The 15,690-nt window shown below is 42.6% G+C and carries 10 protein-coding genes; 5 read left to right on the top strand and 5 right to left on the bottom strand.

Annotation, left to right across the window (positions count from 1 at the left end; all coding sequences use genetic code 11):
• Nucleotides 1-76 precede the first annotated feature (76 nt).
• Together A7985_RS01040 and A7985_RS01035 are read left to right on the top strand one after the other, a co-directional pair.
• Nucleotides 77-907 carry an MBL fold metallo-hydrolase gene (locus A7985_RS01040; RefSeq protein ID WP_065788595.1) on the top strand — a complete coding sequence of 277 codons (831 nt, stop codon included), beginning with the start codon at nucleotides 77-79 and terminating at the stop codon, nucleotides 905-907.
• Nucleotides 908-938: 31 nt separating this feature from the next.
• Nucleotides 939-2,594 (top strand): alpha-keto acid decarboxylase family protein, encoded by a 1,656-nt coding sequence (locus A7985_RS01035; RefSeq protein WP_065788594.1) that lies wholly within the window; start codon nucleotides 939-941, stop codon nucleotides 2,592-2,594.
• Nucleotides 2,595-2,660: 66 nt separating this feature from the next.
• Here A7985_RS01035 and A7985_RS01030 read toward each other — a convergent pair whose 3' ends face one another.
• From A7985_RS01030 to A7985_RS01015, 4 genes are all read right to left on the bottom strand, one after another.
• The gene (locus A7985_RS01030; protein WP_065788593.1) at nucleotides 2,661-3,644 is read right to left on the bottom strand and encodes a hypothetical protein; all 984 of its coding nucleotides are present in this window, start codon (nucleotides 3,642-3,644) and stop codon (nucleotides 2,661-2,663) included.
• A gap of 290 nt (nucleotides 3,645-3,934) precedes the next feature.
• Nucleotides 3,935-4,711 (bottom strand): hypothetical protein, encoded by a 777-nt coding sequence (locus A7985_RS01025; protein ID WP_065788592.1) that lies wholly within the window; start codon nucleotides 4,709-4,711, stop codon nucleotides 3,935-3,937.
• Between the two features lie 294 nt (nucleotides 4,712-5,005).
• Nucleotides 5,006-5,569, bottom strand: coding sequence for a DUF6817 domain-containing protein (locus A7985_RS01020; protein ID WP_065788591.1), 564 nt, complete (start codon nucleotides 5,567-5,569; stop codon nucleotides 5,006-5,008).
• Between the two features lie 117 nt (nucleotides 5,570-5,686).
• Nucleotides 5,687-6,919, bottom strand: coding sequence for a DEAD/DEAH box helicase (locus A7985_RS01015; RefSeq protein ID WP_065788590.1), 1,233 nt, complete (start codon nucleotides 6,917-6,919; stop codon nucleotides 5,687-5,689).
• Nucleotides 6,920-7,068: 149 nt separating this feature from the next.
• Here A7985_RS01015 and codB point away from each other — a divergent pair, with 149 nt between their 5' ends.
• From codB to A7985_RS01000, 3 genes are all read left to right on the top strand, one after another.
• Entirely contained in the window at nucleotides 7,069-8,277 is a 1,209-nt protein-coding gene (gene codB, locus A7985_RS01010) for a cytosine permease (RefSeq protein WP_065788589.1), read from the top strand.
• A gap of 130 nt (nucleotides 8,278-8,407) precedes the next feature.
• A complete protein-coding gene (locus A7985_RS01005; RefSeq protein ID WP_081310377.1) occupies nucleotides 8,408-11,035 on the top strand; it encodes a TonB-dependent receptor domain-containing protein in 2,628 nt (875 codons plus the stop codon).
• A gap of 223 nt (nucleotides 11,036-11,258) precedes the next feature.
• Nucleotides 11,259-12,140: a bile acid:sodium symporter family protein gene (locus A7985_RS01000; protein ID WP_065788588.1), complete on the top strand. Its 882-nt coding sequence runs from the start codon at nucleotides 11,259-11,261 to the stop codon at nucleotides 12,138-12,140.
• Between the two features lie 40 nt (nucleotides 12,141-12,180).
• On the opposite strand, the gene A7985_RS00995 is transcribed toward A7985_RS01000, so the two are convergent.
• Nucleotides 12,181-15,279 (bottom strand): hypothetical protein, encoded by a 3,099-nt coding sequence (locus A7985_RS00995; RefSeq protein WP_065788587.1) that lies wholly within the window; start codon nucleotides 15,277-15,279, stop codon nucleotides 12,181-12,183.
• Nucleotides 15,280-15,690 lie beyond the last annotated feature (411 nt).

Genomic DNA, 15,690 nt, shown 5'->3' with positions numbered 1-15,690 from the left:
CGCATGTTGGCCGTTGCACTTGAAATGCCTTTGCATTATCGACCTACCCACCATAGACAAACCATGAGTAAATGTTATGAATATACCGATCACCAACCCGATAAAGATAGTGGTAAAACACTCTGGCGATGTTCGCATTCACACCTTCATCTCCTCTTATGAAGGCGACAATATTGCCAATGCAACCCATATTATCGAGAGCAAAAACGTGCTGGTCCTGATTGATGGCCAGTTTTTAAAACCTTATGCGCAAAAATTTAGGGAATATGCAGACAGCTTAAAGAAGCCCATTGCACGACTGTACCTATCTCATAGGCACCCGGACCATTGGTTTGGTTTGGGCGATGCCTTTGCGGATGTTGAGATCTATACGCTGCCAGAGACCATTGACTTTTTGAAGGAGCATGGTGAGGCTTCTCGCGAAGACCATATGGGTAAACTCGGCGACCTAGCACCTGATAAAGTGGTCATACCCCAGCATGCCGTCAGCCCTGGAGTCGAATTTATCGACGGTGTGCAATACGTTATTGAACGTATCATCGACACTGAAATTGACTACGGCATTACACTTAAACTCCCGGAGTTGGGGGTATTTATTGCGCAAGACCTCATCTACAGTGGTACACATTTATATCTCACCAAGTACCTAGACCACTGGATGGAACAATATGAGGACATGCTGACATCAGATTACGAAATATTCTTGCCTGGCCACGGCGCGCCCGCAGATAAAAAAGAAGTGACAGAGAACCTGAAGTATTTAATTGCGGCAAAACAAGCGATTGATGATGGATTGAAAAATCAGGAGTTTAAACAGTTTATGCTGCAAAAATTTCCGACTCGACAATGCCCTGCAATTTTCGACATTTACCTGCCCAGACTGTTTGATGGCGCGAGCGAATATTAATTTCTTTGACTAAATACATAGGTAGCACAGCATGGATACACAATATACCGTAGGACAATACCTCACCGAAAGACTTGAGCAACTTGGCCTGAGACACCTTTTCTCCATTGCCGGAGATTACACCATCGAATGGATTAATAAACATATTGAGCCCAGTAGTATCGAGCTAGTCGAAGAAGTAAACGAGCTAAATGCGGGCTATGCAACCGACGGATATGCAAGACTAAATGGCATTGGTGCAATGTGCTTCACATATTCTGCAGGCACACTCAGCGCCGTGAATGCAGTCGCAGCCTCTTATGCTGAAAGAGTACCCGTGGTGGTGATTAACGGCGCACCAAGCATTCAAAAACGTCTGACAGCCCAACAGACTGGATTTACATATCACCATATGATCGACGGTGAGACGGACTTAAATATTTATAAAAACATCACCGCCGCAGCCATTAAAATCGATGCGCCAGAATTGGCACCTCAGCTAATCGATTACGCTCTGACCCAGTGCATCTCTCAAAAACGCCCAGCGTACATAGAACTCCTAGAAGACATGGTACAGCAGCCGTGTTCACCCCCAGTTGGCCAATTAAATCCACTAAAGCCCATTCCCTATGAACAAGGTGTAGGGCAATCTGTCGAAAAAATAAAGCAGGCAATCGAAGCTGCCGAGCGGCCTATCATCTGGCTAGGTGCAGAGGTCGACCGGATGGGGCTACATGACCAGGCCAATGCCTTAATCAGAAAATTAAATCTACCTTATGTAACCGAGCTTATCAGCAAAGCGGTATTTTCAGAAAACGACCCTCTATTTGCGGGAGTTTTTGATGGGCAGGCTTCATCGGACGTGACACAAGCTTTGGTCAATGAGTCAGACTTCATACTTGGTTTGGGTGTTTGGCTCTCGGATATAAATTCACTAGGCCAAAGCGTAGACTATGATAAAACAGCCTTAATCGCTTGGGATACCGTGAAACTGGGCACCTATTTTGTTCCGCAAGTCCCATTAGGTAACTTCATTGACGCTTTGACTAACCAAACGATTAACTGCGCACCGCCTTGCGCGATTCCAGCGCCGTCGGCACAGCCCTGCCAGAGCTTTTCGGGTGATATTTCTTATCAAGGCTTTTACGACTTCATTCAGAGTAAAGAATACATTAGCGACAACGTCTTAATTGGCAGTGACGCAAGCCTGAACTTTTTTGGCAGCTTATTGTTGAAAGTCGGCACACCAAGAGGCTTTGTTGCGCAGCCTACTTATTCTTCCATCGGGTATATAGGCCCTGCTGCGACAGGAATGAGTTTGGCAAAGCAAGATCATCAACGCGTGTTTATATTTACCGGTGATGGTGGTTTTCAAATGACCCCTCAATGCTTGTCAACGCAGACACGGTTTGGCCTCAACCCAATTATTTTTGTAATGGACAATGGCGTATATGGTGTAGAGCAATGGTTATACAATGCAGAAATCTTCTCCAGTGACCAACCGTTTTTTGATTCTTGTATTTTACATCAATGGGATTACTGTAAACTTGCGGATGTATTTGGCTGTAAAGCTTGGCAGGTTAATACCTATGAAGACCTAAATGAGGCCATTTTAGGCGCGCTGGAAAATGCCAATACGCCTTCTCTTATTCAGGTGAAGGTCCCTGCAAAATCTCTTCCTGATAATGCCAAATGGAAGAAAAATTAGCCGGTTTTTCCAATTAACACGACTTAAGCCAGCATGACCATGCTGGCTTATTCATGCCCATCTGGCTTAGCGTGCTTGCTCAATAGAAGCGATAAACGGCTGTGGTTGGTCCACGCCTAGGTAAACTCTCTCAACCTGTCCTATCGGTTCTGCCAGCACAATTTCAACGTTTGGCACACCCGAGTAATTGTAGCGTTTTATCTTTTTATCACGGGCGACAAACGTATCGTAATCGTTAATACTCGAAATATTCGACAGCGGCACCTTTAATGGCTGATATAAACCGAATCGTATTATCAAATCATGACCATCAATCGAAATGGGTCTCTTGGCAAAAGCCCGGTACTCAGCCAAAAAGAACACTAAACTGAGTGCACTCAAAATGGTGACGACATTAGCAGCCATTGGTGACCAGACAAAATGTAAAAGAAGATGCATCAACGGCATTTCTAAGGCAATTAAAAACACAAAGCCCAGTAAATTACTCTGAGCGCCATCTTTTTGATGATAGGTAAAATGTTTTGAACCTTGATAATTCTCTGACTTTACACGCTTGGCAAACAACGCAAATGTCCACATTCTAGTTTCAAAATTAAGAATCGTCGCGACAGCACTTTTACCTAAATACTTCTCGATGGGTTCTGATATCGCCAAATCAGGATCAACATCGTCATACAACGCCGTTTTAATCGCGAGGATCACTGTAACTATGGCGACCATTTCAAATAATAAAATCAACGCCGTCACAACATAACGACCATTTTCAAGGTAGGGCCATATCAACTTGCTACTTTCTGGGATGATATAGCTGCCTACCCAAACCGCTAAACAACATAGAGCGAGCGCCTTGAGTAGCGCTTCCTTTTTATTTTTAACTGCCAAAAAGCAAATAATTGGTAAGACAATAAGTGCGTCGAGCAGATACAAGAATTCGAAATTTGCTTGTCCGAAGTCATTCAAGCTACTGTTGCTTTGATAGTAAAACCCCCACCAAATTGAAATGGCAACAAAGAAAAGCAGTGGCAATTTTGATACAACTGAGGGCGACACAATTATTAATCCAAATATAAGTACTTAATAGTCTTAAAATAACAGAACCAAATTGGGTACACAATTACATTACAACAATTCATGAATGATTACATAGTCTAAGCGCTCAGAGTACGCACTGCTTATAAGCTTTAGCCTATTAGAAATCGGTTTTATGAAAGACACATATTGAACGCTTGTAAAGCAGCAATTGCGTCAATTCTCCAAAAATGATTGCTTAAAAAAAATGGCTATGGGCAGGGGGTGCTGACCCACCTGAATGGCAAGTCAGCGGAGTAAATTAGGCTAAGTTAGAAGTCTTTTAAGAAAATGAAATTGTAGATTGCATGTTTGCTTTTCAATTCTTGTTTAGTCGATTCATTCAGCGGATTAGATTTAACATTAAGCAACATTAAATTTCGGTTTTGTGAGATAGAAAGCGATTTAAGGTTGTTGTTTGCCAGCCTCAATACTCTCAAATCATTCAATTTATCGATATTAATACTCGAGAGATTATTATTACTCAGTGACAGCTCAGTGATTGCGCTATTTGTTGGCAAAAATACCCAGCTAATTTGGTTTCTGCCAAGGTCGACATAAGTTAGACTTTCATTTTTAGATAAGTCAGCTGAATACAGCTTATTACCTATCACACTTAACACCTTAAGCTGTTTATTTTTGCTTAAATCAATCGTGCTAATGTCATTCATCGACATATAAAGTGTGTCTAAATTAGTATTATTACTTAAGTTAATTTCCTTAATTTTGTTTGCGGACAGCTCTAACCTAGTCAATAATTTATTTTGCGTTATATCAATGTCTTCAATATCGTTCAAAGATAAGTTTAGCTTTTCAAGGGACGAAAAGTATTTCAACTCATCCACTTGCTGTATCATCGACTGTGTACAGTTTAGCTCTGTCACTTGTTCAGTATATGTCCAGCGATTGGCATCTGCTTGCATTTGTACACAACTTCTAAAGTTGTCATCAGAAAATTGCATATCTGCAATTCGCTCACTCGCAAAGCTAGATGCAGAACATAGCGTAAGTAGAGTGCCAAGTAAAAATTTTCGGTTTCGTTTAATCATTTTTAAGTCCATTTTATTGTATGAGTAGTTCATGAAATGAATTTATGCCACGAACAGTGAATTAAAAATGAACATTATGTAAGATTTTAAATTATTATGTAATTTTTCGTTTAATGCTTAATAAAAAATGAATATTAACTCCAAAAAGGCGGATTTAAAATCACGATATATATTATTAAGAACATGATTATTTATAAAATTAAACTAGGAAGAATATATTTTAGCGTTGTATATTTTCTCGTAAAAATACGCCAATGTACAACGCAGCCAACTTACTCCATATAAAATAGGTATTTATACCTCAAGACAGGGGGAGCTTTCTGGGGTATCAAGATCCGCTAAAATGGCAGTGTATGCAGTATGTGCATTGTCACTCAGATAAGGGTCCATTCTCTTGAATAGGTTCAAAAGGCCAACACCATGGCGAGCTTTAAACCCAGCGTATCGACATACTAACTCCAACTCATTAGCGGCTGTTAACTCGCATAGATGTGTGGTCTCCACTTCACTTAAAAGGAACTCTTGCTCTGTAAACCGATTTCTAAATCGAATAGGCTTATCACTTCCAAATTGAGGAAATACAAAGTCTCTGTCACATGCACAATATAGATAAACCAATGCTTCTTCCTCGTCACCAATTAATTGAGCAATCCGGTTACGCTGGGCTAAGGACACCATACTTTCGTCAAAACCATCAGTGCCATACGCAGCATGAAACAAGCCTGCGACCTGTAACAACTCACTACTTTCCCACTCTTTCAAAATACGTTCCGTACCCTGTAAATGAGATTGCAAAGAACCGTCGAGGTGCTGAAAATCCCCCGCCCCCAGTTCCTGTAGCACCTTAAATTTATCCATTAATCAATCACACCTGTTATTATTTTTGCTCATTAGTGTACCTGAATTGAACAAGCCAGTGAAACCAGCAATCAATCCTACTAAAAAAGGCTCATTTGATGAGCCTTCATTATAGTGCTATCTCTTTCGCCTTTTAGTGCGCTGGCCAAGAATGCGTTTTTTATCACGCTGTTTACGAGATTTTGATGAGTTTTTGCGATTATCTTTAGGCTCACGAGTTAAATCTGGCTCATACCCCTCTAGCCATTGTGGTGTTAGACGCGTATCTAGGAGTACTTCGATTTCCTCAAGCAACCACTGCTCGTCAATACTGACTAATGATATTGAATGCCCAGCATTGCCAGCTCTGCCAGTTCGACCAATGCGATGTATGTAATCTTCGGCCACATAAGGCAACTCAGCATTTATAACGTAGTTTAACGCTTTAATATCAATACCACGTGCTGCTACGTCGGTTGCGACCAAGACACGTGTTTTACCATTCTTAAATTGCTCAAGTGCACGGTCTCTCGCACCTTGCGATTTGTCACTGTGAATAGCCAACGTTGCCAAACCATCTTTGTTCAGCTCTTTTGCATAATCATCCGCACTTTTTTTAGTACGGGTAAATACCAGCACTTGCTGCCAATTATTCTTGCCAATCAAGTGAGCGATTAACTCTCTTTTACGCTCTTCATCAACGGCATAGAATAGCTGCTCTACCTTATCAGCAGTACTGTTTTGTTGCTCGACACCAACACGTTCAGGATTGTTCAGCCAAGTATTCACTTGTGAGAGGACAACGTCATCCATGGTAGCCGAAAACAATAACGTTTGACGATTTTCAGGCATTTTGCGCATGATCCGCTTTATTTCACCGATGAACCCCATGTCTAACATACGATCTGCTTCATCGAATACGAGCTGTTCAACCGCATTTAATGACAAGGAGCCTTTAATCATATGATCTAAAAGCCGTCCAGGGGTCGCCACAACAATGTCAGCGCCCTCTTTTAGAATTTTTTCTTGCGGGCCAATATTTGCCCCGCCGTAAATACACGCTACTTTAATCTCGCTAAACTTTGCTAAGCGCCGCGCATCTTTAGCAACTTGTTGCGCAAGCTCTCGCGTTGGCGCAAGTACCAAAGCGCGCACAGCTTGATGAGCATGGTCTTCATTTATCAGTTTATTTAAAATAGGCAGCATAAAGGCCGCTGTTTTGCCTGTTCCCGTTTGAGCCGTGGCCAATAAATCACTCCCCTGTAAGACGAGAGGAATACTTAAAGTTTGTATTTCTGTGGGCTCTACAAACTCAAGGTGGGTGAGTGCTTGATTCAATTCATCAACGAGATTTAAGGATTGAAAAGACATATGTGCCTATTGATACTGCTAAAGATGCGCGGAGTATAGCAAATACGCTTTCCTCTTGTGTACTTTATCCTTCGCGCAATATGACTTCTCCATATTTGATCTGCAATATCCCACTAAACTAAAAGGTATAATCACACCATGGAGATTTTATGGCAGACCGCGAATACGAGTTAGCCGCTGTGCCGAACACAGCGAGACGCGCTTCTCTTTCAATGCTGATGTTGATGCTTGGCTTAACTTACTTTTCGGCCAGTATGTGGACAGGAGGTAAATTAGGTGTTGGTCTAGATTCAACTCAGTTTCTGATAAGCATAGCTGTAGGTAATTGTATTTTGGCCATATATACTGCAACCCTTGGATATATTGGCGCTTCAACAGGACTGTCTACTCACTTATTGGCACGTTACTCGTTTGGTATCAAAGGTGCTTGGTTGCCCTCTTTGTTACTCGCGGGCACACAGGTAGGCTGGTTTGGTGTTGGCGTTGCCATGTTTGCTTTACCAGTGCAAAAAGTGACAGGGGTTGACCTCAACATTCTTATTTTAATCGCCGGCATTTTAATGACCGCCACTGCGTATATTGGTATTTCGGCGCTCATGATCTTGTCTGCCATTGCCGTGCCGGCCATTACATTGTTGGGCGGATTTTCTGTTTGGATGGCGCTTGAAAGCGCGGGTGGCTTGCACCAATTAGCCTCACAGTCAATTGAACATCCCTTGAACCAAGCTCAAGCAATCACCTTAGTCGTAGGATCATTTATTTCGGCGGGCACGCTCACAGCAGACTTTATGCGGTTTAGCAAAAACGCCAAGGTGGCTGTATTTATTACTATCGTCGCGTTTTTTATCGGCAATAGTTTAATGTTTGTATTTGGCGGTGCGGGCGCTGCGACGACGGGCAAAGCAGATATTTCTGAGGTGCTGATGCTCCAAGGTCTCATATTACCCGCAATGATCGTACTTGGCTTAAACATTTGGACGACCAATGATAATGCACTGTATGCTTCGAGCTTAGGCTTTGCCAACATCACAGGGTTCCCTAGTAAATACCTCACTATCATCAATGGCGCAGTCGGCACTTTGTGTGCTCTGTGGCTCTATAACCACTTTGTAGATTGGCTCGTGTTTCTGTCTGCCGCGATTCCGCCTATTGGGGGCGTGCTCATCGCCCACTACTTCAGTCACAGGGCAGCCTACAAAGACTTTGAACATAGCGAGTTTAAAACCATTAATTGGCTGGCACTTATTAGCGTTGTATTAGGCATTGCCGCAGGACATTGGATGCCCGGTATTGTCCCACTCAATGCGGTGTTGGTCAGTTTAACTGGTTTTTATTTACTGCAAAAAGTTACCCGGTAACGTTTAATTCAACCACTGAAAAAATGCTAACTATATAAAATAAAAAACTTTTAGAGTGCGACAATATGTCACATCTCAAGCGCTCATAAGTTCTTTATACTCGCCGCAGTTTTTTCAGTGAGTTGTCTTTATGTTTTCGTATTCAAAAATTTCTCTTGTATTTTTCACTCTAGGCCTTTCTCAAGTGGTAATGGCCGAACAAACTAACCAAATAGAGCGTTTTGAGGTGACTGGCTCTAAGATTAAAAACATTGATCTTGAGTCAGCCAGCCCTATTACCACGCTCACCGCAGATGATTTAGCACTGACTGGTATTTCAAATTTAGAAGAGGTATTGCAAAGCTTAAGTGCTTCCGCAGGTCCCGCCGGCAATGCCACTAATGCATATTGGACGAGCAATGGATATGCTACCGCACAAATCAACTTGCGTGGTATGGGTATCAAAAGAACCCTCGTTTTACTCGATGGCAAGCGACTGGTCGCAGGCGGTACAGGCGCGAATGACAGTCCAGATCTTAATATGATCCCTATGGGGCTAGTTGAGCGCATTGATATTCTGAAAGATGGTGCGTCAGCCATCTACGGTGCAGATGCCGTGGCTGGTGTGGTAAACATCATCACAAAGTCCAACGTTAGTGGTGCACACCTCAGCGCTAAAGTTGGCCAAAGTAGTAAAAAAGATGCCGAAAATACGGAGCTGAACATCACATTAGGCAGCGAATTTGAGCGGGGGTATGTGACGGTCAATGTAAACTATGTCGACAATGGAAATGCACTGCAATCCACGCGAAACCCATGCCCGCTCAGTGAGTCGGATGGTAAACTAAACTGCATTTACTCCGGCACTACGATTGGTGGTCGCGCAAGACTATCAGACGGTCGAGAAGTGCAATTCAATCAGACTCCTAATAGCGACGGCAACCAATTTGAAGACTACAACAACACATTGCATGGCTACAATTGGTTTGAGTCGCTAAACTCATACAACCCAATGAAGCGTCTCAACTTAGCAACCTTCATCGATTATGCGCTTTCAGACAACGTGCAACTTAACACCTCATTACTGTATGCAAACCGACGCTCAGACCAAATCGTCACACCCAGAGGGTTTAAGTCTATCGATGTAGCCTCTGATTTTGTCTATAACCCAACAGGTCAAGACCTGACGCTCAAACGCCGTAGGAATATTGAAGTACCTAACCCAGAGTTCTACCAAGAAACAGACACTTTTCAGGGGGGAGTGAGCTTATCCGGTGAGTTAAATAATAGCTGGATTTGGCAAGCGTCTTATAATTATGGAAGAAATACAGGTACTGACGGATGGCGTTATGACTTTGATGATGAGCGAGTCGCGCAGACCCTTAATGGTGATATATGTAGTACATCAAAAGATGCCTCTATCCCATGCGGAGATTATTTTGGTGTGGGGGAACTCTCTGAGCAAGTCATCAACTATGTAACTTACCGACGCGAAGGAACAGGCGGAAATCAACTCCAGTCTCTAAGCTTTGATCTAAGCGGTGATATTACTGAACTACCCGCTGGCACTTTGGCTTTTGCGACAGGAGCGGTATACCGAAAAGAGAAAGGGTGGCGAAATCCAGATGCGATTGCAATGCGAAACGGTGAAGAAGACCCAATCTCAGGACACTCAAACGTCAAAGAGGCATTCTTAGAAGTATCAGTTCCCCTTATTAGCAACGCTGCATATGCAGATGCGATTAAATCGGATATTGCAGTACGATATTCGGATTATGCGCATGTCGATGCAAAAACAACCTATAAAATTGGGTTAACATGGCGGGTAAACGAACAGCTTTTGCTGCGTGGCGTGCGATCTAGTGCATTTAGAACCCCCACTATCACTGAGCAATTTGGTGGAACAAACGTCGAAAACCTCATTACCATGGATCCATGCGATGGTGCCTCAGGGGACATTTTACGCAACTGCTTGTCTGCTGGTGTGCCAAAAGGTTTCGTGCAAGACGGTTCAACAATTCGAACCGGTGTTGGCGGCAACCCGGAAATCGGCCCAGAAACAGCAAATACGATTACTTTTGGATTTGCATATCAGTCGGAAGCGTTTTCGGCAACGCTCGACTACTTTGATATAGAGGTGGATAATGCCATCAACTCCGTGTCAGGTTCAAATATGCTTCGTTTGTGTTACAGTGATCCGAATGCCTATCAAGCCTACTGTAATAGCTTTACTCGAGATCCAAGTACCCATCAAATCACTGCGCTTGAAAAGCGCCCAATGAATGCTTCAAATGAACAAGTTGCCGGACTAGATCTTAATCTCAATTTTACCTCCACCATTGACGGGATTAACTATCGCATCAATTGGGACACAACTAGATTGCTAAAACACGAAAACACCGCATTTTCAGGCGCCGAAACCGAGCAATTGTTAGGTAAAATAACCTCGGATAGGGGCAGTTTCGCGAAATGGAAATCCAACCTATCTGCTACTGTGGCGCTATCTAAGTGGCAAGGTACTTACAGTGTTCAGTACATAGGTAAAGCGGAAGATGAGAATGGAGGCGGTCCAATTGGCAGTAGCGTGCCAAATATTTTCTACCACGATATTCAGTCCAGCTACGCCATCAATGCAGCTCTGAAGCTATCTGTTGGGATTGATAACCTATTTGATAAGCGGCCGCCATTTTTAACATCGTGGAACGACGCTAACACTGATGTATTCACTTATGACACTGTGGGTAGACGAGGCTATTTAAAACTCGACTATCAGTTTTAGGCTCCCGCGATTAACACCAAGCTAGCTACATATAACAATAAAATGTGGCTAGCGTTTGGCCACCTTCTATCATTTCACTGTCGCGGATCATTACTTGCTTGGTGAGCCGCTATTCTTAATCGCCAAACTTTTACAAAATCTCAATGTAATTATAACAGAGTCATATATAATCTACGCTTGCCTTGCTAAGCTTAACTTTACAACAACTAATTGGATAATAAACATGCCCACCAACTTAATAGAAATAGGTTTGCCAATAGCGCTTATTTTAATCATGACCGGCGTGGGTCTAAGCCTAACTACACAAGATTTCTATCGAGTTTTAAAGCAGCCCAAAAGCTTTTTTGTTGGCGCAGCATGTCAGTTGCTGCTGCTGCCTCTAATGGCCATTGCGGTTATAGCGGTAACTGGGCTCACAGCTGAATTAGCCATTGGCTTATTTATACTCGCCCTTTGTCCAGGGGGCACCACTTCGAACCTCTACACGTATCTTGCCAAAGGAGATGTTGGATTATCCGTTTCGTTAACGGCTGTCGTGGGGTTTATCACGCCCTTTATACTGCCGTTTATGGCAGCTTGGGCCATCGGGTTTTATGGTCAAGGAAGTAGTGAAATAGACTTCCCGATTTTGAAAGCATGGTTGCAGCTTATCGTCGTTGGTGTAGTCCCAGTCATCGTTGGTATGGGCATTCGGGCTAAGTGGCCTACGTCTGCCAAAAAAGCAGGCCCCTATATTAACTGGTTCTCTGTGGCGGTGCTTCTTTTAGTGATACTCAGTATATGTATTCAGCTGGGCGATAAGCTTATTGACTATATTGTCATGGCTGGTCCCGCTGTAATTGTTCTCAACTTAATTACCATGCTTATGGGATATGCCGTGGCAACGCTTTACCTCCACAACCGTGCGCAAACCCGCACAGTGACTTTAGAGGTTGGCTTGCAAAATGGTACCTTGGCCCTATTAGTAACGACTGGTTTGCTAAAAGATGAGGTGATGTCAATTGCCCCCAGTATTTATGGTTTATTTATGTTTGTTAGTGCAGGGATTTTTGTCGCTTGGGTTAGGCGCTCCGCGCCTCAGGTCGAATCCAGCGCTTCGGTCTAAAAAGCCCTTATGGGCTTTTTATCCTCCCTTAATTAGGCCGTTAAGAAACACAAATCACACTACGATGGGAGTCATCGTTTTTCTGAAGTTCAATGGTGACCGCAAACAGGTTATCTTGTCGAAGTGTGCGTTGCAAAAGCACCATAAATAGAAGCAGCGTGGTGTTAATGCCACTTAAACTCACACCAAAAGCCATGCCTAAATCTTTCAGCAAGGCTTGAAATACTCCGTCAACCTGAATCCATTCCTCCAGACAACGTTCAATTTTTTGATTGCTGATGTTTATATTATGCATAAGCTGCTTAGCCAAATCATGAGATACATATTCTGGCAAATCAGTGATATACCGCGCTATCTTTTGCAGCTCCACAAAAATGTCGCGCAATGCAGCAGCTTTACGAAATAACAGTGCTAAGCGTTTTGATAGTGCCCGCCAATCTGTATCATCATAGTAACCAAAGTAATCTTGATAGTAACGGCTGGAAGCCAACTCTGAGCGAATCAATTTATAGTCTAAAGAATTGCTTTCTCCTAAATGACGATACAAGTTTGCTGTATCGTGAAAACGTGGCTCTAACCGTGTATATGCAGCAATAATATTTCGTAAACCTTGGCTATATTCACGCCAACCTCGATTTCTATATCGACCCTTTTCAGAAAAGAGTAATGCCTTAAAAGCGGTATCAAACAGCTGCGTATCATCAAGAGAAAGTAACTGGTTATAGATATAACCACCTGCACGCAGGGTGATTAATATGTTGCTACGACTATCATTCGAATGATATTGAATACCCTTTCCAGCTGAAGGGTGAGTGTATTGCTCAAACATATTCAACGCATCATCCGCTTCAACTTGACTTACCAAAGGTGAAAAGCCAAATCCACTTTGTGATAATTGCGCATTAAAGTGCGATAGTGTCAAAGCCGATAATACTGACCGCAACTCCGCTGGGCTATGCAAGTTGTGATCTAGATTAGAGTAGCTAAACGCGAGTGCCCCGTGACATTGTTGTTCGAGCGCAGCCTGTGCAAATCCATAACTAAAGTTAAAACAGGCCTTTCGCGCCTCGTCAAAGCCACGCGCTTGCTTACTTAAGTTATGCGTATGGACAAGCATAATTTTACCCATCGGGTCGATATGTAATTGAAGATCGCTGACAGTGTCCGATACATTATCAATGTCATACCCCAAAACATTTATGCCAAGAGAAATTTCGTTTTTCGTTAAGTTTGTAAGCGACAATGATTCAGCTTGGTACTCAATTACACCTGCTTTACTCAAACTCTTAATTAACGTTGATACCGCGTCGTCATTGCCAACTACCAAACTGCGATATAACCTCGAAACTGACTCTGAAGTTGAATCTTTGAGTACAATGGTTAAACTTTGGTCAATCAAATTTACATGACTGCTTGTCGACTGGTAGTGCAAATTTAGCTGTATATCCGCTGCGCGAGACAACGCAGTTTTCATTCTATTTTTAGTCTCTGTATATTCTTGGGCTAATTTCTCATACAACTCAACGGCCGTCACACTTGTATCTTCAATAAGCATCTGGGCATTTTTGCTGATTTTTTTGATAGGTTTAAGTGCTGCTTGTGAACCTGCTTGCACGTCCTGATGCAACTGACAAGCAGCGTGTGAAAACTCGCCCTTGACCCTTTCAACTTCTTCCTTTATCAAGCTTTGAATGCCATAAAATACGCTCTCTTGCGCCGGATTACCGACTATTTCTTGTAGATCTATACCAAAGGTGTGCATCAATTGCTCTGTCAATTCACGTGTGAAATCGTCTGTTGCTGTAGATAGGCTAAAATTCAGCTTTTCAAATGCCAAGTTGATAGCATCGCCAACGGCTTCATTGAGTGATTGCCTTGTTTGATCGTGACTCAAAAACAATGTGTTCAAGTGCGAAGCCCATTCACTGTTTTTCGTTCTGGCACTTAAGTTATCGGCTAAGTATTGACCGACATTACTGTACGTACCTAGAGACTGTACCAGTCTATCGCCGTAACCAAGCAGCTTTTCTAGTTGATGACTTGCGAGTGCATCTAAACCCGTTATTCGCCCACCCACAACCAAACTAGCTCGATTTTCATCGGCGTCCCGCACTGCTTTTTTCACCCGAATTGACAATTGATTGGTCGGGCTTTTAAAAATTTGAAGCTCAACTTCACCAGTCACAGCAACATGCTTGGTTATTTTTAATCTTGCACTTACATCAATATCAACTGGCTGACCTGCAGTTTTTGAAAATGTACTGATCGACCTGCCAACTGCCAACTCTCCTTGTAGTGAGAAAGAAGCTTTGCGAATCACATTAAATGCTCGATACCCTTCCATTTCTCCAAGGTGGTTTGGACACTGTATGGCCTCGCTGACACTGCCAAGGCTCCAAGGAATAAGTGGCGTTGCACTCATGGCATGTAATACAGTACAGGTTTTGTTTCGAGCTGGCGTTTGGTAGAGCGCGGTCATCTCAAGTGTGACATCGCTTTTTGTGCTACCGGCAACTTGTATAACGCTCGCACGGGCTTGCACTGATGCCTTCAAACCGATTGAGGCCTTTAAATAATGTGACACAATCGCCGCTTCACGGCATAAGGTAGATCCAAACAAGTCGTGGGCATGAGATTGATGCAACACCTCCCATTTAAAACGGGCACCTGCATTGATAAACAAGCCAAAGCTGAGATCTGCAACACTCAATTGCTGCATAGGTCGCTTAAAGCCGAATTCTTCAGCATGACTAATCGACTCATTGATAACCAGTGATCGCCCCCCTATTGATTGGGTAATATCACCCCACGAGCGCCTTAATTTAGACCAATTTTGATAAGCGCTCGTCTCTAACAGGGTTTTGTAACTCTCTTCATCACGTGATTCTAAGCACAAAATGAGTTGCTCTACCATGTCAAACAGGTCAGCAAAGTCTTTCCACCACCGTGGCTGTTGGAACACTTCTTTGCATCGTTCTATCGCTAAGAGTGTGTGAGTTAATTCATCCCACGCCCTATTCTCTGTCACCTTCTGAACTTTCTGTTCAAGCTCTTTCAGCTCTGCATCTAGACCCTCCAGTACAGCAGAAAAGTCTAAATGAGGTAAAATCATATGCGGAAGCGTATCTAACATGGGCATGTGCAATCCTTACTCGTCATTAAAGCCACAGGTTAAAATAACTGTACCTTGAACATTGAGCAACAATAAACGTTAAAGTAAAATCATGAGTTTTGGACGCTTTTTGCGCGAATGGCGTGAGAAAATCTAACGGAGATATTTGCTGAAGAGACTCAAAATGTAAAACTGAATAAACCCTATTAAAAAACACTTAAAATACCAAAATCTTATAAAATATTATTTTTATATAAACTTAACTCCAATTAACCATACCAAAATCAACCCAACATAAAAAAGTAACAAACACTCTTTTAGCTTAATAATCACTCATTAATTTTAAATATAAATGGGTAAAATTCTTATCCCAACAAGTAAAAATTAAACCTACCGCTATCATAAAAATGATAACGAAAGAGAATGTGCTATCTTAAA

It is taken from the genome of Pseudoalteromonas luteoviolacea, from assembly GCF_001696455.1.
Lineage (GTDB): Bacteria > Pseudomonadota > Gammaproteobacteria > Enterobacterales > Alteromonadaceae > Pseudoalteromonas > Pseudoalteromonas luteoviolacea_C.
The sequence above is the reverse complement of the archived record's forward strand: the minus strand, read 5'-3'. Positions and strand labels throughout refer to the sequence as shown.

Excerpts from the sequence above, each read along its gene's own strand:
- A7985_RS01040 (WP_065788595.1), top strand. The coding sequence starts at position 77 with ATGAATATACCGATCACCAACCCGATAAAGATAGTGGTAAAACACTCT.
- A7985_RS01035 (WP_065788594.1), top strand. The coding sequence starts at position 939 with ATGGATACACAATATACCGTAGGACAATACCTCACCGAAAGACTTGAG.
- A7985_RS01025 (WP_065788592.1), bottom strand. The coding sequence starts at position 4,711 with ATGATTAAACGAAACCGAAAATTTTTACTTGGCACTCTACTTACGCTA.
- A7985_RS01020 (WP_065788591.1), bottom strand. The coding sequence starts at position 5,569 with ATGGATAAATTTAAGGTGCTACAGGAACTGGGGGCGGGGGATTTTCAG.
- A7985_RS01015 (WP_065788590.1), bottom strand. The coding sequence starts at position 6,919 with ATGTCTTTTCAATCCTTAAATCTCGTTGATGAATTGAATCAAGCACTC.
- codB (WP_065788589.1), top strand. The coding sequence starts at position 7,069 with ATGGCAGACCGCGAATACGAGTTAGCCGCTGTGCCGAACACAGCGAGA.
- A7985_RS01005 (WP_081310377.1), top strand. The coding sequence starts at position 8,408 with ATGTTTTCGTATTCAAAAATTTCTCTTGTATTTTTCACTCTAGGCCTT.
- A7985_RS01000 (WP_065788588.1), top strand. The coding sequence starts at position 11,259 with ATGCCCACCAACTTAATAGAAATAGGTTTGCCAATAGCGCTTATTTTA.
- A7985_RS00995 (WP_065788587.1), bottom strand. The coding sequence starts at position 15,279 with ATGCCCATGTTAGATACGCTTCCGCATATGATTTTACCTCATTTAGAC.